21 protein-coding genes and 1 tRNA gene are annotated in these 20,544 nt (G+C 71.3%); 9 read left to right on the top strand and 13 right to left on the bottom strand.

The genetic code is table 11. The annotated features are described in order from the left end of the window. Nucleotides 1-26: 26 nt before the first annotated feature. A complete protein-coding gene (locus DS837_RS09505) occupies nucleotides 27-1,064 on the top strand; it encodes a DMT family transporter (RefSeq protein ID WP_149164515.1) in 1,038 nt (345 codons plus the stop codon). A 139-nt stretch (nucleotides 1,065-1,203) separates the two neighbouring features. On the opposite strand, the gene DS837_RS09500 is transcribed toward DS837_RS09505, so the two are convergent. After that, nucleotides 1,204-1,279: transfer RNA gene (locus DS837_RS09500), tRNA-Ala, on the bottom strand. A 206-nt stretch (nucleotides 1,280-1,485) separates the two neighbouring features. Here DS837_RS09500 and DS837_RS09495 point away from each other — a divergent pair. Genes DS837_RS09495 through modD form a run of 5 tightly spaced genes read left to right on the top strand, consistent with a single transcriptional unit; the run spans nucleotide 1,486 to nucleotide 4,879 of the window. After that, nucleotides 1,486-1,770: a YggT family protein gene (locus DS837_RS09495; protein ID WP_014238675.1), complete on the top strand. Its 285-nt coding sequence runs from the start codon at nucleotides 1,486-1,488 to the stop codon at nucleotides 1,768-1,770. Further along, nucleotides 1,770-2,144 carry a DUF167 family protein gene (locus tag DS837_RS09490; protein ID WP_149164514.1) on the top strand — a complete coding sequence of 125 codons (375 nt, stop codon included), beginning with the start codon at nucleotides 1,770-1,772 and terminating at the stop codon, nucleotides 2,142-2,144. The genes DS837_RS09495 and DS837_RS09490 overlap by 1 nt, the downstream gene beginning before the upstream one ends. Continuing rightward, entirely contained in the window at nucleotides 2,137-3,045 is a 909-nt protein-coding gene (folD, locus tag DS837_RS09485; RefSeq protein WP_149164513.1) for a bifunctional methylenetetrahydrofolate dehydrogenase/methenyltetrahydrofolate cyclohydrolase FolD, read from the top strand. Before DS837_RS09490 ends, folD begins: the two co-directional genes overlap by 8 nt. Further along, on the top strand, nucleotides 3,042-4,031 hold the full coding sequence (locus tag DS837_RS09480; RefSeq protein WP_038525742.1) for a magnesium transporter CorA family protein: 990 nt from the start codon (nucleotides 3,042-3,044) through the stop codon (nucleotides 4,029-4,031). The genes folD and DS837_RS09480 overlap by 4 nt, the downstream gene beginning before the upstream one ends. Before the next feature lie 20 nt (nucleotides 4,032-4,051). After that, nucleotides 4,052-4,879: a ModD protein gene (gene modD / locus DS837_RS09475; protein ID WP_149164512.1), complete on the top strand. Its 828-nt coding sequence runs from the start codon at nucleotides 4,052-4,054 to the stop codon at nucleotides 4,877-4,879. A 155-nt stretch (nucleotides 4,880-5,034) separates the two neighbouring features. On the opposite strand, the gene DS837_RS09470 is transcribed toward modD, so the two are convergent. Then, nucleotides 5,035-5,337, bottom strand: coding sequence for a 4a-hydroxytetrahydrobiopterin dehydratase (locus tag DS837_RS09470; RefSeq protein WP_014238670.1), 303 nt, complete (start codon nucleotides 5,335-5,337; stop codon nucleotides 5,035-5,037). A gap of 195 nt (nucleotides 5,338-5,532) precedes the next feature. Between DS837_RS09470 and DS837_RS09465 the strand changes: the two genes are divergently transcribed. Then, nucleotides 5,533-5,886 (top strand): metallopeptidase family protein, encoded by a 354-nt coding sequence (locus DS837_RS09465; protein ID WP_149164511.1) that lies wholly within the window; start codon nucleotides 5,533-5,535, stop codon nucleotides 5,884-5,886. A gap of 2 nt (nucleotides 5,887-5,888) precedes the next feature. Here DS837_RS09465 and DS837_RS09460 read toward each other — a convergent pair whose 3' ends face one another. After that, the gene (locus DS837_RS09460; RefSeq protein ID WP_149164510.1) at nucleotides 5,889-6,479 is read right to left on the bottom strand and encodes a uracil-DNA glycosylase family protein; all 591 of its coding nucleotides are present in this window, start codon (nucleotides 6,477-6,479) and stop codon (nucleotides 5,889-5,891) included. Continuing rightward, complete coding sequence (locus DS837_RS09455; protein WP_149164509.1) at nucleotides 6,476-7,222, bottom strand: NAD-dependent deacylase; 747 nt, start codon at nucleotides 7,220-7,222, stop codon at nucleotides 6,476-6,478. Before DS837_RS09455 ends, DS837_RS09460 begins: the two co-directional genes overlap by 4 nt. 69 nt (nucleotides 7,223-7,291) lie before the next feature. Between DS837_RS09455 and DS837_RS09450 the strand changes: the two genes are divergently transcribed. Then, nucleotides 7,292-7,765: a low molecular weight protein-tyrosine-phosphatase gene (locus tag DS837_RS09450; RefSeq protein WP_149164508.1), complete on the top strand. Its 474-nt coding sequence runs from the start codon at nucleotides 7,292-7,294 to the stop codon at nucleotides 7,763-7,765. Nucleotides 7,766-7,775: 10 nt separating this feature from the next. Here the strand turns inward: DS837_RS09450 and DS837_RS09445 are convergent, their stop codons facing one another. The 9 genes from DS837_RS09445 to DS837_RS09405 form a co-directional block, all read right to left on the bottom strand. Continuing rightward, nucleotides 7,776-7,973, bottom strand: a complete 198-nt coding sequence (locus DS837_RS09445) for a DUF1127 domain-containing protein (RefSeq protein ID WP_149164507.1) — start codon at nucleotides 7,971-7,973, stop codon at nucleotides 7,776-7,778. A 106-nt stretch (nucleotides 7,974-8,079) separates the two neighbouring features. Further along, the gene (gene gcvA, locus DS837_RS09440) at nucleotides 8,080-8,976 is read right to left on the bottom strand and encodes a transcriptional regulator GcvA (RefSeq protein WP_149164506.1); all 897 of its coding nucleotides are present in this window, start codon (nucleotides 8,974-8,976) and stop codon (nucleotides 8,080-8,082) included. 275 nt (nucleotides 8,977-9,251) lie between these two features. Beyond that, nucleotides 9,252-9,575: a thioredoxin TrxA gene (trxA, locus tag DS837_RS09435; protein WP_014238663.1), complete on the bottom strand. Its 324-nt coding sequence runs from the start codon at nucleotides 9,573-9,575 to the stop codon at nucleotides 9,252-9,254. 211 nt (nucleotides 9,576-9,786) lie between these two features. Further along, nucleotides 9,787-13,257, bottom strand: a complete 3,471-nt coding sequence (addA, locus tag DS837_RS09430) for a double-strand break repair helicase AddA (RefSeq protein ID WP_149164505.1) — start codon at nucleotides 13,255-13,257, stop codon at nucleotides 9,787-9,789. A gap of 151 nt (nucleotides 13,258-13,408) precedes the next feature. Beyond that, nucleotides 13,409-16,387: a double-strand break repair protein AddB gene (addB, locus tag DS837_RS09425; RefSeq protein ID WP_149164504.1), complete on the bottom strand. Its 2,979-nt coding sequence runs from the start codon at nucleotides 16,385-16,387 to the stop codon at nucleotides 13,409-13,411. Nucleotides 16,388-16,501: 114 nt separating this feature from the next. Next, nucleotides 16,502-17,287: a nucleotidyltransferase family protein gene (locus tag DS837_RS09420; protein WP_149164503.1), complete on the bottom strand. Its 786-nt coding sequence runs from the start codon at nucleotides 17,285-17,287 to the stop codon at nucleotides 16,502-16,504. 2 nt (nucleotides 17,288-17,289) lie between these two features. After that, nucleotides 17,290-18,303 (bottom strand): aminoglycoside phosphotransferase family protein, encoded by a 1,014-nt coding sequence (locus DS837_RS09415; RefSeq protein WP_247889837.1) that lies wholly within the window; start codon nucleotides 18,301-18,303, stop codon nucleotides 17,290-17,292. Further along, nucleotides 18,300-18,797, bottom strand: coding sequence for a tRNA (adenosine(37)-N6)-threonylcarbamoyltransferase complex ATPase subunit type 1 TsaE (gene tsaE / locus DS837_RS09410; protein WP_149164502.1), 498 nt, complete (start codon nucleotides 18,795-18,797; stop codon nucleotides 18,300-18,302). The genes DS837_RS09415 and tsaE overlap by 4 nt, the downstream gene beginning before the upstream one ends. Before the next feature lie 19 nt (nucleotides 18,798-18,816). Next, nucleotides 18,817-19,242 (bottom strand): hypothetical protein, encoded by a 426-nt coding sequence (locus tag DS837_RS09405; RefSeq protein WP_149164501.1) that lies wholly within the window; start codon nucleotides 19,240-19,242, stop codon nucleotides 18,817-18,819. Nucleotides 19,243-19,452: 210 nt separating this feature from the next. Here DS837_RS09405 and DS837_RS09400 point away from each other — a divergent pair, with 210 nt between their 5' ends. Next, complete coding sequence (locus DS837_RS09400; protein WP_137115202.1) at nucleotides 19,453-20,475, top strand: NAD(P)/FAD-dependent oxidoreductase; 1,023 nt, start codon at nucleotides 19,453-19,455, stop codon at nucleotides 20,473-20,475. Nucleotides 20,476-20,544 lie beyond the last annotated feature (69 nt).

Genomic DNA, 20,544 nt, shown 5'->3' with positions numbered 1-20,544 from the left:
TCACTCAACAGGCGTCCGAGGCGCTCATGCCCCGAACCGGCGCGACGACCGCCATCCTGGCCGCGGTCCTTTTCGGCATCAGCACGCCGCTGGCGAAGCTGCTGGTCCACGACCTGTCCCCCTGGATGCTGGCGGGTCTGCTGTATCTCGGCTCCGGCATCGGGCTGGGGCTGGTCCGGCTGCTGACAGGGTCATGGAAGCGCAGCGAACGCGGCCTCCGCGGCGCCGAATGGCTCTGGCTGCTCGCCGCCGTCGCTGCCGGGGGTGTCGCCGGGCCGGTGCTGCTGATGGCCGGCCTGACGGCGACGCCGGCATCCACCGCCTCGCTGCTGCTCAACCTCGAAGGGGTGTTCACCGCGCTGCTGGCGTGGTTCGTCTTCCGGGAGGGCGTGGACCGGCGGCTCGTTGCTGGGATGATCGCCATCGTGGCGGGAGCGGTCGTGCTGTCCTGGGGCGGAACGGTCAGCCTGGACGGCGGTTGGGGACTGGCCGCGGTCGCCGCCGCCTGCCTGATGTGGGCGGTGGACAACAACCTCACCCGCAAGGTGTCCCTGGCAGATCCCGTGGACGTCGCCACGATCAAGGGGCTGGTGGCCGGCACCGTCAATATCGGGATCGCCCTGGCCCTCGGCGACGGTCTGCCCGCCGCGCCGACCGCGGCGGCGGCGATGCTGGTCGGGCTGGTCGGCTACGGCGTCAGCCTCGTGCTGTTCGTGGTCGCCCTGCGCCACATCGGTGCCGCCCGCACCGGGGCCTATTTCTCGACGGCTCCCTTCGTCGGGGGCGTCGCCTCCCTGGCGATCTTCGGAGAGCCACTGACGGTCGGGCTGGCTGTGGCCGCGGCCCTGATGGGACTCGGCGTCTGGCTGCACCTGACGGAGGACCACGACCATGAGCACGACCATGACGAGATGGAGCACGACCACCCGCATGTGCATGACGAGCACCACCGGCACCATCACGATGGCCCGGTGACCGAGCCGCACACCCACCGGCATCGTCACGTGCGCCTGCGGCACCGGCACGCCCACTTTCCGGATGCCCACCACGTGCACAGGCACTGAGACTTGGGTTGGATCAGCGGACGTTTTAAAAGAATGGGAAGATTCGGCCGACGCCGCGTGCGACAGGGCGGTGTCACACCGCGGGGAATTCCGCCGCTTCCGGGCGAATTCCTGTGTCACATCACTGTCTTGGGGTGATTGGTGGAGCCGAGGAGGATCGAACTCCCGACCTACGCATTGCGAACGCGTCGCTCTCCCAGCTGAGCTACGGCCCCACACACCGTTACCGGCGTGCGGCGGATAATGGTGATGCGGAGGGGGCCTGTCAAGCCCTCTGAACGCGCCCGATCACGGGCATCGGCGGTTGGCAGAAGGGGATGGCGAAGGGGATGGTGGCGGCCCGCCGCGCGGCACTGGACAGCACTCGCCGCTTGTGCTTAGGGTGCCCCGCAAAATCGGACAATAAAGGGACGGGCCGGGCATGATTGCGCTCTACCTGCTGATCGACACCGTTCTCAGCCTCTATGTGTGGCTGCTCATCGCTTCGGCGGTGCTGAGCTGGCTGGTGGCCTTCAACGTCGTCAACACCCGCAACCGCGCGGTCTATGTCATCGGCGACTTCCTCTACCGCATCACGGAACCGGTGCTGCGCCCGATCCGCCGCGTCCTGCCGAACATGGGCGGCCTGGACCTGTCGCCGATCGCGCTGATCCTGCTGATCTTCTTCATCCGCAACCTGATGGCGGAATACTGGCCGCGCTTCTGATGCCGGGACCGTTCGAGGCTGCTCCCTTCGAAGCCATGGCGGACGGCGTCCGGCTGGCGCTGCGGGTGACGCCCAAGGCGTCGCGCAACGCCATCGCCGGGCTGGCCGCCACCGCATCCGGAGGAACGGCCCTGAAGGTGACCGTCACCGCCGTGCCGGAGAACGGCAAGGCGAACGAGGCGGTGGTGAAATTGCTGGCCAAGGCGTGGAAACTGCCCAAGACCAGCCTGACGGTGGTGGCCGGCGCCACCGACCGGAACAAGATTGTCCATGTGGCCGGCGATCCGGCCGACCTGATGCGCCGCCTGACGGCGCTGGTGGAAACCGCGGGCGGCGACCCGGTGAGCAGCAACGGTGGGAAGAGCGATGGCTGAGGCGAAGATCATCGACGGCAAGGCGTTCGCCGCGGGGCTGCGCGCCCGCGTGGCGGAGGGTGTGGCCGCGCTCAAGGCCAGCCACGGCGTCACCCCCGGCCTCGCCGTCGTTCTGGTGGGCGAGGATCCGGCGAGCCAGGTCTATGTCCGGTCCAAGGAAAAGGCCCTGGCCGACCTCGGCATGAACAGCTTCGACCACCATATGCCGGCCGACCTTGGCGAGGCGGAGCTGCTGGCCCTGATCGACCGGCTGAACGCCGACCCGGCGGTGCACGGCATCCTGGTCCAGCTTCCCCTGCCGAGGCACATCGACACCCAAAAGGTTTTGGCCCGCATCGTCCCGGAAAAGGACGCGGACGGCTTCCACGTCGTCAACGCCGGCCTGCTGGCGACCGGCGGTGCCGGCGCCATCGTGCCCTGCACGCCGCTGGGCAGCCTGCTGCTGCTCCGCGACACGCTGGGCGCCGACCTCAAGGGCAAGCGGGCGCTGGTGCTGGGCCGCTCCAACATCGTCGGCAAGCCGATGGCGCAGCTTCTGCTCCAGCAGGACTGCACGGTCACCGTCGCCCATTCCCGCACCCAGGACCTGCCCGGCGAATGCCGGCGCGCCGACATTCTGGTCGCCGCGGTGGGTCGTCCGGAGATGGTGCGCGGCGACTGGATCAAGCCGGGCGCCGTGGTCATCGACGTCGGCATCAACCGCGTGCCGCACCCGACCGAGCCGGGCAAGAGCAAGCTGGTCGGCGACGTCGCCTACGACGAGGCCGTCAAGGTCGCCGGCGCCATCACCCCGGTGCCGGGCGGCGTCGGGCCGATGACCATCGCCTGTCTGATGCTGAACACGCTGGCCGCGGCCTGCCGCGCCGCCGGCGCGCCGGTTCCCGCCGAGGCCCTTGCATGATCACGGTCCACGCCCGGGTGGGCGGCCGCGTGGTCGAGCAGCCGCTCGCCCTCGGCGAGCCGCTGCCGCCCAACACGGTGTGGATCGATCTTCTCCGCCCCGATGAGGCGGAGCGCGCGCATGTCGGCGCCGTCACCGGCTGCGACCTGCCGACGCGCGAGGAAATGAAGGAAATCGAGGCGTCGAGCCAGCTCTACACCGAGGGGGAGGCCGTCTACCTCACCTCCTCGGTGATCGCGCGGGCCGATTCGCCGATGCCGGAGCAGGGCGAGGTCACCTTCGTCCTGACCCCCCGGCACATGATCACCGTGCGCTTCACCGAGCCGCGCTCCGTCGCCACCTTCGCCGCGCGGACCAGCCGCCAGCCGGAGCTTCTGGCCAGCGCGGAGGACGCGCTGCTGGGCATCCTGGACGCGGTGATCGACCGGGTGGCCGACGTGCTGGAGCTGATCGGCGCCCGCATCGACGGGCTGTCCACGCGCATCTTCACCGACTCGCTGAACAGCAAGGGGGTCGGAAGCTCCAAGAAGCCGGACGAGCTGCAGGACGTGCTGCGCGGCATCGGGCGGGCCGGCGATCTGACGCACAAGGTGCGCGACAGCCTCGCCGGGCTGGACCGGCTGGTCGCCTTCCTCTCCTCCGTCGCCGCCGGGCGGCTGACCAAGGAGCAGAAGGCCGCGCTGAAGACCCTGACGCGCGACTTGCGGTCCCTGAACGAGCACGCTGGCTTCCTGGCGCACGAGGCGAATTTCCTGCTCGACGCCACGCTCGGCCTGATCAACATCGAGCAGAACGCGATCATCAAGATCTTCTCGGTCGTGTCGGTCGCGCTGATGCCGCCGACGCTGATCGCGTCGGCCTACGGCATGAACTTCCACCACATGCCCGAGCTGGACTGGGACTTCGGCTATCCCATGGCCATCGTGATGATGGTGCTCTCCGCCGTCGTGCCGCTCTGGTACTTCCGCCGCCGCGGGTGGCTTTAACAAGAAGAAGGGAACCGCCGATGATCGTCCTGTCCGATGCCGCGCTCGACGCGCTCCTCGCCCAGGACGTTCCCTACGGCGACCTGACCACCGACTCGCTGGGCATCGCCGCCGCCCCGGCGCGCATCCGCTTCGCGGCGCGCGGCGCCATGGTGCTGGCCGGGACGGAGGAGGCCGCCCGCCTGATCGAGAAGGCCGGCGGCACGGTGACGTCCGTCCGGCCCAGCGGCACGGCGGTCGAGGCCGGGGCGCTCATCCTGGAGGGGCACGGCCCGGCGGGCGCCCTGCACCGCGGCTGGAAGGTGGCGCAGACGCTGGTCGAATACGCCTCCGGCATCGCCACCCGCGCCCGCCGCATCGTCGAGGCCGCCCCCGGCGTGACCGTCGCCTGCACCCGCAAGAACTTTCCCGGCGCCAAGGACCTGTCGGTCAAGGCGGTGCTGGCCGGCGGGGCGGTGATGCACCGGCTGGGCCTGTCGGAAACGATTCTGGTCTTCGCCGAACACCGCGCCTTCCTGTCCGGCCCGCCGGAGGCGTGGATCGCCGATCTGCGCCGCCGGGCGCCGGAAAAGACGATCGTGGTCGAGGTCGACACGGTGGCGGATGCCATCGCCTTCGCCTGCGCCGGGGCCGACGTGCTGCAACTGGAGAAGCGCACGCCGGAGGAGGCCCGCGCGGTGGTCGAAGCGACGCGCAACCTGCCGCGCCCGCCGGTCGTCGCCGCGGCGGGTGGTGTGACGGAGGACAACGCGGCGGCCTACGCCGCCGCCGGTTGCCCGCTGCTGGTCACCACCGCTCCCTTCTTCGGGCGCCCGGCGGATGTGAAGGTGGTTCTGGAACCGGCCTGACGCTCCAGTCCCTCTCCCGTCCCGGGAGAGGGTGCCCGCGCAGCGGGCGGGTGAGGGTCGCGCGAGGATCGAGGCGCTGATCCTTGGCTATACCCTCACCCTCCCGCCGCTCTGCGGTGGGTCCCTCCCTCTCCCGGGACGGGAGAGGGGATTCTTCAGCGGTCGCGGTTCGGGGCGATCTGGTCCACGCGGTGGGCGAAATCGACGTCGGCCTGGGTCAGGCCGTCGGCGCTGCGGGTGCACAGGATGATCTCCACCCGGCCCATGTCGTTGAACCATTCCGGATGGTGGTTCGTCCGCTCCGCCAGCAGGGCGACCTGGCTCATGAAGCCCCAGGCGGCGGGGAAGTCGGGGAAATGGTAGGTCTTGCGGATCGCGTCGCGCTCCAGCACCTCTGCCCAGCCGTGCAGTTCCTTCAGCGCGGTCTGCCGCTTGGCACCCACCAGCTTGTCCGACATTCCTTCCCCCTTTGTTGGTTGGCCTGTGCAAGACGTAACGGGCACGGATCGATTGTGGATCAAATCGGTGTTCCGGTCCGTCTTCCGGTTTAGCGCCGCTTGGCCTGGGCGGCAAGCGACGCTACCTTCCCCGGTATGATGCGCAAACCGGCACACACTCACAGCGTTCCCCCCTCCACCCCCGACCTCGAGCGGATGGCCGAGGACGCGCTGGAGACGATTCCGCGGGAACTCCTGGCTCCCATCGCCAATCTGTCGATCCATGTCGAGGATTTCCCCGACGAGGAGACCGAGCGCGAGATGGAGCTGGAGAGCCCCTTCGACCTGCTCGGCCTCTATCGGGGCGTCGATATGACGCGGCAGAGCGTCGCCGACCTGCGCAGCGGGCCGGACATGATCTTCCTCTACCGCCGCCCGATCCTGGACTACTGGTGCGAGACGGGGGAGGACCTGTTCGCCATCGTCCGCCATGTCCTGATCCACGAGATCGGCCACCATTTCGGCCTGTCGGACGAGGACATGGAGCGCATCGAATCCCTGGAGGGGTAAAGTCACCCGTCCAGAGCCTCGTCCACGCGGCGGCGCAGCGCTGGCACCAGCTCCGCGTCGAACCAGGGGTTCTTCTTCAGCCAGGCGGTGTTGCGCCAGCTCGGGTGGGGCAGGGGCAGGAACTCTGGCAGGTAATCCCGCCACGCCGCCACCGTGTCGGTCATCGTCCGTCGGCGGCGGTTTCCCAGATAATGGGCCTGCGCGTAGCTGCCGACCAGCAGGGTCAGCCGCACCCCGGTCAGGGCGGCGCGCAGCGGCGGGTGCCAGAGCGGCGCGCATTCCGGGCGCGGCGGGTAGTCGCCGCCCTTCGGCGCCGTGCCGGGGTAGCAGAGCCCCATGGGGACGATGGCGATCCGGCTCTCGTCGTAGAAGGCGTCACGGTCCATGGCCAGCCACTGGCGCAGCCGGTCGCCGGACGGGTCGTTCCAGGGAATGCCGCTGGCGTGCACCCGCGCGCCCGGCGCCTGCCCGACGATCAGCAGGCGGGCGGACGGGCTGCCGCGCAGCACCGGGCGGCAGCCGTGCGGCAACACCCCCGCGCACAGCCGGCAGGCGCGGGCCTGTTCGAACAGTTTCTCAAGATCGTCGGTCACAGGTCCAGCAGCGCGGTCACGAAGGCCGGGACCAGTTCGGTCGCCGGGCCGTTGACGGAGTCCGCGAACAGGCTGGCGCCCGCCGACGGCTCCAGGTTCAGCTCCAGCGTCAGGGCGCCGGCGTTGCGCGCCTCGGCCACGAACCCGGCGGCGGGGTAGACGTTGCCGGAGGTGCCGATGGAGACGAACAGGTCGCAGGCGCCCAGCGCGCGGTAGATCCGCTCCATCTGGTAGGGCATCTCGCCGAACCACACCACGTCGGGGCGCATGCCGCCCTTGCGGGCGCAGGACGGGCAGACGTCCTCCACCGACAGGTCGCCGGCCCAGTGCTCCACCTTGTTGTGGCAGTGGCGGCAAAAGACCGCGTTCAGCTCCCCATGCATGTGGATCAGCGTCTGCGACCCGCCGCGCTCGTGCAGGTCGTCGATGTTCTGGGTGACCAGCAGCAGGTCGCCTTTCCAGCGCCGCTCCAGCTCGGCCAGCGCGGCATGGGCGGCGTTCGGCTGCACCGCGGGGTCGCGCAGGCTGCGCCGCCGGTCGTTGTAGAAGCGGTGGACCAGCACCGGGTCACGGGCGAAGCCCTCCGGCGTGGCGACGTCCTCCAGATCGACCTTGGCCCAGATGCCGTCGGCGCAGCGGAAGGTGTCCAGGCCGGACTCCTTGGAAATGCCGGCCCCGGTCAGGATGACGATGGAGTCGGTCGGTTTCAGATGGTTGGCGATAGCCGTGTTGGCAAAAGTCATGGTGCCCTGGCGGGTTCGGGGAACGGCTGCTAGATCTCGGACCGGGAAAGCAGAGAGGAGGAGGCCGGGATGGTCAAGGTCCTGTTCGTGTGCACGGGGAACATCTGCCGGTCGCCCACCGCGGAAGGTGTGTTCCGCGAGCGGGTTCGGCAAGCCGGTTTGGCGGGCCGCATCGGCACCGATTCGGCGGGCACCCACAGCTATCATGTGGGGGAGGCGCCCGACCCGCGCAGCCAGCGCGCCGCCAAGGCCCGCGGGGTGGACCTGTCGGACCTGCGCGCCCGCAAGGTGACCGCGGCGGACTTCGCCGACTTCGACTACGTCCTGGCGATGGATGGCGGGCATCTGGCGCAGTTGCGGCGCATGGCCCCGCCGGACAGCCGGGCGAGGGTCGCCCTGTTCCTCGACTACGCCCCCGACGCGCCGAAGCGCGAGGTGCCCGACCCCTATTACGGCGAGGGGCTGCATTTCACCGAGGTGCTGGACCTCTGTGAGGCCGGGGCCGAGGGGCTGTTGGAGGCGATCCGGCGGGACCGGCTGTAAACCGCGACCTTCACCGCCAGAGAGACTTCCGCGCCTCGGTGACGGCGTCGTAGCGGGTGATGCCGATGTCCCGCAGTTCGTAGTCGGAGAGGGAGAGCAGGGCGTCGCGCTGGCGGCTCTGTTCGCGGAGATGGGCGATCCAGCTCAGCAGCGCGCGAAGGCGGCGGGCCGGTGGCGGCGCGGTGCGGGGGAGGACGTGCAGCGTCATGGTGGCCTCCGGCGGGTGCGATGAAGCACCAGCATCCGGCCGTCCCCATCGATCCGGCAAACGGGACCTTTTCACCGCCGGGTGAGCGGATTTCACCCGAAGCGGGTCACCGCCCTTGGGCGAACTCCGCCCGCATCCAGGCGCGGAAGGCGGCGACCTCCGGGCGACGCAGGCTGTCCTGGGCGGTGACCAGCCAATAGGCGCTTTTCGCGCGCAGGCGCGGCCCCATCACCTCGACCAGTTGGCCGGACGCCAGCTCCGGGTCGACGGTCGGACGCCGCCCGATGATGACGCCCAGCCCGCGCACCGCGGCGTCCACCGCCATGTGGATCGCGTCCAGCCGCAACCCGCGCTTCAGCCCGTCGTCCAGCGCCGACGGCGGCAGGCCCGCGGCCTCGGCCCAGGCGGTCCAGTCCTCCGACACGTCGGCGACGTGGAGCAGCGGGACGGCGGCGAGGTCGGCGGGGCAGGCGATGCGCGCCGCCAGGGCGGGGGCGGCCACCGGGACGAGGTCCTCCTCCATCAGCTTCAGCGCGGCCAGACCGGGCCAGTCGCCACGGCCCAGCCGGATGCCGGCGTCGATGCCGTCGCGGGGGAACTCCACCACCCGGTGGGCGGTGTCCAGCGCCACCGTGATCGCCGGGTGACGCTCCTGGAAGGCGGGCAGGCGGGGGATCAGCCAGCGCAGGGCGAAGGTCGGGGCGGCGCTGACCGACAGCCGCCCGCTGGGGGCGCGGCCCGGCACGCTCTCCGTCGCCAGCGCCAGCGCGTGCAGCGCGTCGCGCACGCGGGGCAGGTAGGCGCGGCCGGCGGGGGTCAGCGACAGGCTGCGGTTGCCACGCAGGAACAACTCCACCCCAAGCCATTCCTCCAGCGTCTGGATGCCGTGGCTGACCGCGCTGGGGGTGAGGTGCAGCTCTTCCGCCGCCGCCTTGAAGCTCTGGTGGCGGCCGGCGGCCTCGAACAGGCGCAGGGTGTTGAGGGGCGGCAGTCGGTAGGCCATCGTTTGCCAAATCTGCGACGGAGGTGGATTGGCCGCAAGGGGAAGCTGGTGCCGTGTACCACCCCTCTCCCGCCCCGGGAGAGGGAAGGGGCCCACGCGAAGCGTGGGAAGGGTGAGGGGTGCGGCAAAGAACGAGCGCCTTGATCCTCGGACGACCCTCACCCGGCCCTTCGGGCCACCCTCTCCCCGGAGGGGAGAGGGGTTTGGTCTTGCAGTGCGCAAACAAAAAGCCCCGCCGGAGGGGCGGGGCTTCTCGATCGTCCGGGGAGCAGGACTCAGAGAGCCTCGTCGACCCACGTGAACAGGGCGGTCTTCGGCAGGGCGCCGATCTTGGTGGCGGCGACGTTGCCGTTCTTGAACAGCATCAGCGTCGGGATGCCGCGCACGCCGTACTTGGTCGGGGTGCCGGGGTTGTCGTCGATGTTCAGCTTGGCGACGGTGACCTTGCCGCCATACTCCTTGGCGAGGTCGTCGAGCGCGGGAGCAATCATCTTGCAGGGGCCGCACCACTCCGCCCAGAAATCGACCAGGACCGGACCGTCGGCCTTCAGCACGTCCTGCTCGAAGCTGTCGTCGGTGACCTTGATGGGATCGCTCATGTGACCTCTATGCCTGGGTTCAGGGGCACCGCCGCGCCGATTTTCCACCGGCGGCGGACCCATCCCTCATCGGTGGAATTTGCCAAAATGTATGACCGACCCCCCTCGCTGGTCAAGCCGGGGCGCGAATGCGGTCTCGTCAACCCAATCCGCCGTCCCGTGCAACGCGGCCGGGGGTGAAAAGTTCCCACGGCGGACTATCGCGCGCGCCTCACTCCGGCAGCTCCATCAAAGCGGGGGTATCCGTCCACAGCAGGACGCAGCGCACCCGCTTCTCCGGGTAGATGGCGCGCAGCGCCGCGCGGTAGGCCTCCATCTGGCGGACATAGACCGGCGGCACGTCCTCCGCCCGGACGGGCGGCGGGCGGTTGGTCTTGTAGTCGACGATCCATACCGCGTCGTCCTCGATCACCAGACGGTCGACCCGGCCCGACAGGGCGCGCCCGGTCACCAGACCGACCACCTCCACCTCGGCGCGGGAGTTGGTGCCGAACAGCCGGGCGAAGCGCGGGTCGGTCAGGACACGCATCGTTTCGGATGCGATTTCATCCTGGCGCTCCGCGGTCAGCTCATGCCCCGGGCGGGCAAGGTAGCGGCGGGCGGCGGCCTCCCGCGCGTCGGGCGGCAGGTCGGGCAGGGTCTGCATCAGCCGGTGGATCAGCAGGCCGCGCTTGAAGCGCGCGCCGTCGTCCTCGCCGAGCGGGGAGCGCATCGCCGGCTCGTCCCCGTCCGGGCGGGAGGGGGTGAGGGGGCGCGACGGTTCCGGCTCCTCCGGCGCGGCGGCGGACAGCCAGGGCGGCGCCTCCTGCGTCGCCAGCACGCGGCCCCCCCCGGCGCCGTCCGGCTTGGGCACGGCGGTCTGCGGATCGGCCAGCCGCCAGCCCTCGCCGCTCCAGCCGTCCGGGCAGAGGGTGGAGAAGTCGAAGGGATGCGGCACGCCGATCTCGCCCATCGCGGCCTCGACCAGCTTGTACCAGCAGGCCTCCGACGGCTCCTTCTTGCCCTGGTAGCCGCAGACGTACAGCCGGTCCTCGGCACGGGTCAGGGCGACGTACAGCAGGCGCCTGTACTCCTGGTCGCGGCGGCGGTTGGCGCGGGCGCGCGCCTCGGCGCACAGCGCGTCCTCCTGCGAGCGGCGGGCGGCGAAGAGCGGCACGGCGCAGCCCTCGTCCGGCCAGAGGATCGGCGGGCTTTGGGTCGGCGTGCCCAGCGTGTCGGGCAGGAAGACGATGGGCGCTTGCAGCCCCTTCGACCCGTGCACCGTCATGATGCGTACACGTCCGCCACCCTGCTCCAGCTCGCGCTTGATCTCCGCCTCGCTGGCCGCCAGCCAGGCCAGGAAGTTCTGGAGGGAGGGCGGCTCGGTCTTCTCGAAGGTCAGGCATACGGCCAGGAACTCGTCCAGCGGGTCCTGCGCGTCGGGGCCGAGCCGCGTCAGGAGGGCGCGGCGGCCGGAGCCGCCCTCGTCGGCCGGGCAGGGGGCGGCCAGCAGCCCGGCGAACAGCTCGTAGGGCGCCAGGAAGTCGGTGCGGGCAAGCTGCGCCCCCAGATAGCGGCGGGCCGGGCGGTAGGCGGGATCGTCCTCCGCCTTCGCCACCAGCGCCCGCCACAGCGTACCGCGCCGCCCATGGGCGAGGTCGAACAGCTGGTCCTCGCTCAACCCGATCAGCGGCCCCTTAAGGACGGTGGCCAGCGTCAGGTCGTCTTCCGGCAGCAGCAGGAACTCGCACAGCGCCATCAGGTCCATGACCGCCAGCTGCTCGGTCAGCACCATGCGGTCGACGCCGGCCACCGGAACGGCGCGGTCCTTCAGGGCGCGCACCAGCTCCGTCACGAAGGCGGTGCGGCGGCGGACCAGCACCATGACGTCGCCGGGCTGGATCGGCCGGCCCCGCGACTCGAGCGACTCGCCGCGCTGGGTCCAGTCGCGGATGGTGTCGGCGATCACCGCGGCCAGCCGGGCCGACGGCGAATCGGCGGCCTCGCGCTCCACCGGCGGCGCCCAGGCGGGCGGGTCGGCGGCCTCCGCCGGCTTCACCGGGGGCCACAGCTCGACCAGACCGGCGTGACCGCGGCGGAAGGCGCGGTGGCGGATCACCGGGCTCGTTTCGGAAGCGACACCATCCTTGGCGCCGTCCAGTCCGAACACCGCGTCCACCGTTTGCAGCACGGTGGCGGTGGAGCGGAAGGAGATGTCCAGCGCCACCGCGTGCCAGTCGCGCTCGGCGGCCTTGGCGCGGGTCTGGAAATGGCGGCGCATCCGGGCGAACTCGGCGGGGTCGGCGCGCTGGAAGCTGAAGATCGACTGCTTCTCGTCGCCCACGGCGAAGACGGTGCGGGTCGTTTCGCCCCCGTCACGGGCGCTGAGTCCGGCGAAGAACTCCTCGGCGATGGAGCCGACGACCTGCCACTGTTCCGGGTTGGTGTCCTGGGCCTCGTCGATCAGGATGTGGTCGAGGCCGCCGTCGAGCTTGAACAGCACCCAGGGCACGGCGGGCACGCCGTCCTTGCCCCTCAGCAGGGCGTTGGCCGATAGGATCAGGTCGTCGTAGTCGAGCAGCGCCTTGGCCTTCTTCTTGGCCTCATAGGCGTGCAGAAGCGCCTCCGCCAGAGTCAGCAGGGCGGTGGTGGAAGCCGCGACTCCGGCCGAGCGAACCCGTTTCATCAGCGAAACGAGCCGCTCCGCCTCACGCTCCAGCGCCGTCAGGGCGGCGGGGAAGGAGGTGGCCGGCTTCTTGGTGATCAGGGTCTTGCGCGCCCCGCCCTCCGCCGTCAGGAAATGGCGGGCGTAGATCTGGAAGGCGCGCACACGGCTGTCCGCGGCGTCGAGCCAGCTCTGGATGCCGACCCCGCGCTCCTCGTCGGTCTTGCTGCCGGTGGACAGCGCCCGGCAGGCGTCGCGCAGCCCCGGCACGTCGAAGGCGTGGTCGGCGCAGGCCTCGCGCAGGATGGCGGCCTCGGTGATCCCCGGCGGCACGCCCAGCGCCTCGTGGACGGCGTCCACTGCGCCGTCCAGCCCGTGGAAACTCTCGAACAGGCGCTGGATGCGCCCGCGCTCGCTGGCCAGTTCGGCCAGGATGTCGGCGAACTCCTCGGCGTTCAGCTCGGCGGTCAGCCGGGCCATCGCCTTGCCGAGCGGACTGTCGGGCGCGGCGCGGCCGGCGTGCAGCACCTCGTCCCGCGCCTCGGTCAGCAGGCCGGCGGCGGTGCGCTCGTCCATCACCTCGAAATGCGGGGCGAGGCCGGCCTCCAGCGGAAAGCGGCGGAGCAGCGACTGGCAGAAGGCGTGGATGGTCTGGATCTTCATGCCGCCCGGACAATCCACCACCTGGGCGAACAGCCGCCGGGCGATGGTGCGGGTCTCGGCGCTCGGGCGCTCGCCGCACAGGTCGGCGAGCCGGTCCTCCAGCCCTTCGTCGGGCAGGGTCGCCCAGATGCCCAGCGTGCGGTTGATGCGGATGGACATCTCCGCCGCCGCCGCCTTGGTGAAGGTCAGGCAGAGGATGCGCGCCGGCGCGGTGCCGGACAGCATCAGCCGCAGCACGCGGTCGGTCAGCACCTTCGTCTTGCCGGACCCGGCGGAGGCGCCCACCCACACCGACGACAGCGGGTCGGAGGCGAGCCGCTGCGCGACGTTGGGGTCCAGCGGCAGGTCGCGGACGGGGAAGTCGAGGACGGTCATGGGCGGGTCGTGGGGTGTGGAACGGCGGAGGTTGCGGGTGCCCCCTCCCTGACCCTCCCCCGCCCTTGGCGAGGGAGGGGATTTTGCGCAACGCGGCGGCAGTCCCCTCTCCCGCAAAGCGGGGGAGGGCTAGGGAGGGGGCCGCGGCGCATCACCCCTCACCCCCATCGCCGCCCGCCGACCATTCCTGCACCCGCGCGAGGTGGGCGTAGTCGGTGTAGCGCGGGGCCATGGCCGGGCGGGGGCAGGAGCGGTAGGGGGTGGCGGGGTCGTCGAAATGGCGGATCAGCTCCTCCAGCCCGGCGCGGGCCTCGGCGGCCAGCGTCGCCGGGTCGCCCTTCACCGCCTTCTCCTCGCCCGGCGGGTCGCCGCCGGACAGGCGCCAGAAGGCCAGCTCGGCCACCCGGTTCTTCGCGACCCCGGCGAAGCCGCCGGCCTCGGCCATGGCGGCCTCCAGCGGCAGCTGCGGGGCGAAGCCCAGCTCGATCTCGCGGGTCGAGGGTGGGGTGCCGGTCTTGTAGTCGATCAGGACCAGCCCCTCGCCGCCCGAATCGATGCGGTCGGCCTTGGCGGTCAGCAGGAAGGGGCCGGCGGGACCGCTCAGCGCCAGTTCGCCCGACACCTCGGTGGCGAGCGGCTTCAGGGTGCGGCGGCGGTCGCGCTCCAGCCCGACGAACCACTCGGCGATGCGCTCGAAGCGCGGCCACCAGAAGGCCCAGACGTCGGGATGGCTGTGCAGCAGCGGGCCGAAGGACTCGCGCCCCATCGCCAGCAGCCGGTGCAGCGCGTCGTCGGGCAACTGGCTTGGATAGGCCTTCACGAAGGCGTCGAGGGCGGCGTGGATGAACTGACCGCGGTCGGCGGCGCCGGGGTCGGCGGCGATCGGGTCGAGCTTGCGGAGTTTCAGCACATGCTCGGCGTAGATGGCGTAGGGATCGCGCATCCACTTCTCGATCTTGGTGACCGACAGCTTGCGCGGGCGGGCGGACACCGGCGGGCGCGGCTCCGGCGGGGAAACGGGGCGCACGGCGTCGGGCTCGTCCAGACCGCGCGCCCAGGCCAGCCAGGGCTCGCCGGCCAGCTCGATCCGCCCGTCCAGACCCAGCGCGCGCAGCACCGTCTCCAGCCGCAGCAGCCAGCGCGACGGGACGGTCGGCGTGCCGTCCACCCGCTCCGCGCGGGTCAGCACGACCTCCTCGGCGCCGCAGGCGTGGGTGAAGTCGTGGGCCGACAGGCCGACCATGCGTTCCGGGCTGGGCAGGCCGAAGTCGCGGCGCATCGGGCGCGACATCCAGGGGTCGGCGTCGGGGTCGGGCGGCCAGGTCCCCTCGTTCAGCCCGCCGAGGACCAGCAGGTCGAAATGCTGAAGGCGGGCTTCCATGGGGCCGAGGATGTAGAGGCGCGGGTGCAGGCCGAAGCGCGGGCGCACCGGGCGCATCGCCATCAGAGCGTCGAGCAGCGCCGGATAGTCCTTGCCGGGCACGGCGGGGAAGCCGTCCACCGCCTCCAGAAGCTCATGGACGAAGGTCGCGGCTTCCTCGCCGTCGTCCTGCCGCCACAGGAACTCCGACCCCGGCGCGTCGGTGCGCGAGGCCAGCGCCTCCGCGAAGGCGACGTGGGCGCGGACGAGGTCGCCGAGCGGGGCGTCGCCGAACAGCACCTCCATGAAGGGGGCGGCGAGCGTTTCCAAATTTTCCAGCCAGCCGAGCAGGGCGGCCTGCTGGTCCGGGTGATCGAAGCGGTCGGTGGCCTTCACGGCGGCGATCAGCCCGGCGAAGCCCTCCGCCGGGCGGGGGCCGCGCAGGACGGTGCGCTCCAGCGCGCGGGCGGAGCGGCGGAACTCCGCCGGGTCGTGCCCGCCGGCGGTCAGCGGGTGCTTGGCGAGCGCCAGCAGGGCCAGCGGGTGGGCACGGCTGGCGGCCAGTTCGGCGGTCAGCCGCAGATAGGTGCCGACGGCGGTGTGGACCAGCGGCTGGCCCGCCGAGTCGTTGACCGCGATGCCCCAGCGGGTCAGCGCCATGGCGACCCGGCGGGCGAGGTTGCGGTCGGGCGAGACCAGCGCCGCCGTCTTGCCCGGCGTCTCCAGCGCGTGGCGCAGCAGGAGCGCGATGACCGACGCTTCCTCCTCCGCCGTCGGGGCGTCGATTCGGGTCAGCCCGTCCAGGGCCGTCGCGTCCAGGCCCTCCAACTCCCGCCAGCTTTCCGTGGTGGCGGCGGGGCGCATGGCCTCGGCCAGCAGGCGGGCGCGGGCGGCCCGCGGCTCCTCCGCGTCGTTCCAGCGGCGCACGGCGGCGCGGCCGACCGACAGCCGGTCCAGCAGGTGGGCGAGGCCGTGTTGCGGGTGCGCCTCGTCGGCGCGGATGGCGTCCCAGCTCGCCTCGTCGGCTTCCAGGTCGAGGCCGGGCAGCACGACGGCCCCCTGCGGCAGGGCGGCGACCACCGCCAGCAGGTCGGCGGAGGCCGGGATGGAGCCGGTGGAGCCGGCGGCGATCACCAGCCCCTGCGGCGGTTCCGCCCGCCACAGCGCGGCCTGGGTCTGCAGCACGAGGTTGCGGCGCTGCGCCGGGTCGGTCAGCGCGCTGGCGCCGAGGATGGCCGGCCAGTGCTCGGTGACGATCTTCAGGAACTCCAGCGTCACCTGCCAGTGCTGGGCATAATCCTCCGGCACCAGCGAGGCCAGCCGGTCGAAGGCGACGTTCTCCGTCCACACCGCATCGATCAGCCGCCCCAGGTCGGCGCCCAGCCGCACCGCCTGCGCGGTGGTGGCCGACACGCCGGTCGCCTGGAGGATCAATCGGGCCAGCATCATCTGGCGCTTCAGTCCGCTGATCGGGTCGGGCAGCTCCAGCGGCACGCCGGGCAGTTCCTCCGCCGAGGTCAGGCTGAGGGAGGCGGCGTCCAGCTCGCCCAGCGGGCTCATCCGCGGCAGCAGCATCGGCTGCCCGCCGGAACGGCGCAGGAAGGCCTCGCGCAGCGAGCGGCAGGAGCGGCGCGTCGGCAGCAGGACGGTCACCCCGGCCAGCGCCAGCGGGTCGTTCCCCACACGGTCCAGGATGCCCGCGGCGAGCTGGTCCACGAAGGACACGCCGGTGGGAATCGAATAGACCTTGGGCTCCGCCCTGCCGCTCATGCCTGCCCCGGAAGCTGTATCGTCAGACGTGTGAGGATACTAGATGTGGGGCAATGAGACCACAAAGCGTCAAGGAATACAAAAATTCTCACAAAGGGACGGTCAGGAGGAGGGTCAGGTGGTGACCACCGACACGTCGCTCATCGACAGCATCTCTTCCGTCTCGGCCAGCGCGTCGGGGGTGCCGATGTGGAACCACAACCCGTCATGGGCGAGGCCGAAGAGGCGTCCGGCCTCCTGTGCGCGGTCCCAGACGCGGTTGGTGGAGAAGGCGCCGTCGGGGGTGTCCTGCCCGAACAGCTCCGGCTTCACGATCTGGACGCCGGCGTAGACGAAGGGGGCGATCTCCTGCTCGCCGCGCCGGGTCAGCCGGCCCAGCGGGTCCATGTGGTAATCGCCGCGCCCCTCGTAGCCCACCGCCTTGGTGGTCGCCATCAGCAGGAGGAGCGCGTCCATCTCGTCCGGGTTCCAGTGGCGGGCCAGCCGCGCCAGCGTGGGGGAAGGGCCGTCGAGCCACAGGATGTCGGCGTTGACCACATAGACCGGATCGGTGCCGAGCAGGGGCAGCGCCTTCTTCACGCCGCCGCCGGTCTCCAGAAGCGTGTCCTCCGGCGACAGGGTTATGGCCGGGACGGTGCGCCCGGCCAGATGGGCGGCGATCATGTCGCCCTTGTAGTGGCTGTTGACCACGGCGGAGGCGACCCCGGCCTCCTCCAGCCGGTCGAGCGCGTGGTCGAGCATCGGCTTGCCCATCACCGGGATCAGGGGCTTCGGGCGCTCCAGGGTCAGCGGGCGCATGCGCAGGCCCAGCCCGGCGGCCATCACCATGGCCTTCTGCGGGACGGCGGCGGACGGGGCGGGCATGGTCTTGGTACGGGTCTTCTTCGAGACAGGCGACATAATCAATCCGGCTCCGGAACGACAAGCTCCGCGCGGGTTCCCGGCGGCAGATGACGGGCGAACCAGTCGGCGACCGGGGCCAGTTCGGGCTTGGCGAGCTGGCCGTCCAGAAGCCGCCAGACGCGCGGCAGGTGAAGGAGATAGCCGCGTCGGCGCTGCAACGCCAGACGCACGAAGATGGCGACGATGCGGGTGTGCCGGATCGCGCCCAGCACCGCGTAGGAGCGGCGGAAGGCGTCCCAGTCCCGATCCGGGAAGGCGGCGCGGTAGCGGTCGAGCAGCACACCCTCCAGCCCGGCGGGCAGGTCGCGGCGGGCGTCCTCCAGCAGCGACACCAGATCGTAGGCGACGGGGCCGAGCCCGGCGCTCTGGTAGTCGATCAGCCCCGCCGCCCGCAGGCCGGGCCGGGGCAGCCGCATCACGTTGTCCACATGGTAGTCGCGCAGCAGCAGCGATCGCGGCCCGGCGCAGGCCTCCGGAACGACGGCGGCCCAGGCCGCGTCGAAGTCGGACCGGGCCTTGTCCGACAGGGGCTTTCCCGTCGCCGCGGGCATGTAGACCTCGGCGAACAGCGCCACCTGCTGCGTGAACAGGGCCGCGTCGTAGAGCGGCAGGTTCAGGCGGGCCGCCGCCTCCACCGGGAAGCGGCGGTGCAGCTCGATCAGAACGTCGGTCGCCAGCTCGTAGAGCGGGCGCGGCTCCTCCCCCGCGTTCAGCAGGCGGGTCAGGGTGCCGTCGCCGAAATCCTCCTGGATGGCCAGCCCCGCCTCCACCTCCGCCGCCAGGATGGCGGGGACGGAGAAGCCCAGCCGGTCCAGGGTGGCGCCGATGGCGATGAAGGGCACCAGATCCTCCACCGGGGCGGGGGTGTCAACCAGGATCAGCGTGCCGCCGTCCGGCGTCGTCAGCCGCTCGTAGCGGCGTGCCGAGGCGTCGCCGGCGAGCGGCTCCCGCTTGGCGCCCTCCAGCCCGTGGCGGGCGAGGAAGGCGGCGATCTGCGACGCGCGGTCGGTCACGGCCGCTCCAGTGCGGAAAGGTCGAGGGCGTCCAGCCGCGCGCCCCAGGCGCCGTGGCCGGTCAGGGTGGCGCGGCGCTCGGTCGGTCCGGCGAAGCTCATCGCGATGTCGAGGCGGTCGGCGGGCAGCAGCGGACCCAGCCGGTCCGGCCATTCCACCAGCAGGACGGCCTCGGCGCGGGCCTCGTCCCAGCCCAGCTCGGTCACCTCGTCGGGGCCGGACAGGCGGTAGAGGTCGAAATGCCAGACCGGGCCGATGTCCGTCTCGTAGGTCTGCACCAGCGTGAAGGTAGGGGACGGCACCTCCGCGTCCTCCTCCGTCACGGCGCGGATCAGAGCGCGGCACAGGGCGGACTTGCCGGCGCCCAGGTCGCCGCGCAGGGCCACGAGGTCGCCGGGCGCCAGCGCCGCTGCCAAACGGCGGGCCAGCGCGGCGGTCGCCTCCTCGCTCGGCAGCGCCACGGCACGCGTGTTGGGGGAATCGGTCTGGGTCATGTCAGTGGATAGGGCCAAATTAACGTCGTGATGCCGCCTTGCGCGGCACCGGACCGGGCGTGGGGGCGGGCTCCGCCGCCTCGATGCGGTCCTCCACCAAGCGCGGGGGCTTCTTGAAGTTCATGGTGATCATCAGCGTCAGGGCGCCGTTGATCAGGTGGATCATCTTGTCGGACTCGACGGGCAGGGGGATCTTGCGCCCCATGCAGTAGGACACCAGCGCCGCCGCGACCTCGGACTCGTGCAGGGTCATGCTGCGGTCGTCGCCCTCGTCCCCGGTGACCTGGATCAGCGTCTCCACCCCGCCGCCGCCGGGCTGGCCGGGGCGGTAGGTGACCTTGCCGACCGTGCCGTTGGGCAGCGGCTCGCGCATCCGGCGGCGGCGGTCGAGCACGGCCTTCACGACCTCCTGGTCGGTGAACACGAGGCAGCGCAGCTCCTTCATCGCCAGTCCTTCATTGCGGCCGCTCCGGCACGGGGGAAACGGGCAAATCCTACCCCACCGCGACCGCACGCCCCGAAGGAAATCGGCGGGACCGCACCCATTTTGCGCGCGCCGTTCGCCCTCCCCGTGCAGGGCGGGGTTGACCGGGGGCGCGAAACCGGACAATTGAAGGCGTCATCGTTCCCCCGTTTGCACAAGGCAGCGCGTCCCATGTCGCACACCGTCCATCGCACCGACGTCGTCATCGTCGGCGCCGGCCCCGTCGGTCTCTTCGCCGTGTTCGAATGCGGCATGCTGAAGATGCGATGCCATGTGGTGGACGCGCTGGACATGGTGGGCGGGCAGTGCACCGCGCTGTATCCGGAAAAGCCGATCTACGACATCCCGGCCCACCCGGCCATCGAGGCCGCCGACCTGATCGACCGGCTGGCGGAGCAGGCCGCCCCCTTCAGCCCGACCTATCACCTGGGCCAGCAGGTCGAGAAGCTGACCCGGACGGACGAGGGGCGCTGGCTGGTGGAGACCAGCATCGGCACGCGCATCGACACCCAGGCGGTGATCATCGCCGCCGGCTGCGGCGCCTTCGGCCCCAACCGCCCGCCGCTGGACGGGCTGGAGCAGTATGAGGGCACGTCGGTCTTCTACATGGTCCGGCGCAAGCAGGACTTCGCCGGCAAGCGCGTGGTGATCGCCGGCGGCGGCGATTCCGCCGTGGACTGGACGCTGTCGCTGGCCGACGTGGCGGAGAAGGTCTATGTCGTCCACCGCCGGCCCAAGTTCCGCGCCGCCCCGGAGAGCGTCGCCCGCATGGACGTCCTGGTCCGCGAGGGCAAGGTGGAGATGGTGGTGCCCTATCAGCTCTCCGGTCTGGTGGGCGAGAACGGCCAGCTCTCCGCCGTGCGCGTCGCCACGCTCGACGGCGAGGAGAAGGACCTGCCGGCCGACGCGCTGCTCGCCTTCTTCGGCCTGTCGATGAATCTGGGGCCGATCGCCGAGTGGGGCCTGAACCTGGAGCGCAGCCACATCGGCGTCAGCCTGCCCGGCTGCGCCACCAGCGCGCCCGGCGTCTACGCCATCGGCGACATCGCGACTTACCCCGGCAAGCTGAAGCTGATCCTCTGCGGCTTCTCCGAGGCCGCGCAGGCGGCCCACGCCATCCACCCGCTGGTCCATCCGGGCGAGGCGCTGCACTTCGAATACTCGACCTCCAAGGGCGTTCCGGGCGCCGAGTAAGCTGATTCAAAACGGAAACGGGCCGCCGGGGAAACCGGCGGCCCGCTCCGTCAGCGGCTGACGGGAGGC

Origin of the sequence: Azospirillum brasilense, from assembly GCF_008365405.1 — a bacterium.
GTDB classification, from domain to species: Bacteria; Pseudomonadota; Alphaproteobacteria; order Azospirillales; family Azospirillaceae; genus Azospirillum; species Azospirillum brasilense_D.
This window is presented reverse-complemented; position numbering and strand designations above follow the sequence as displayed.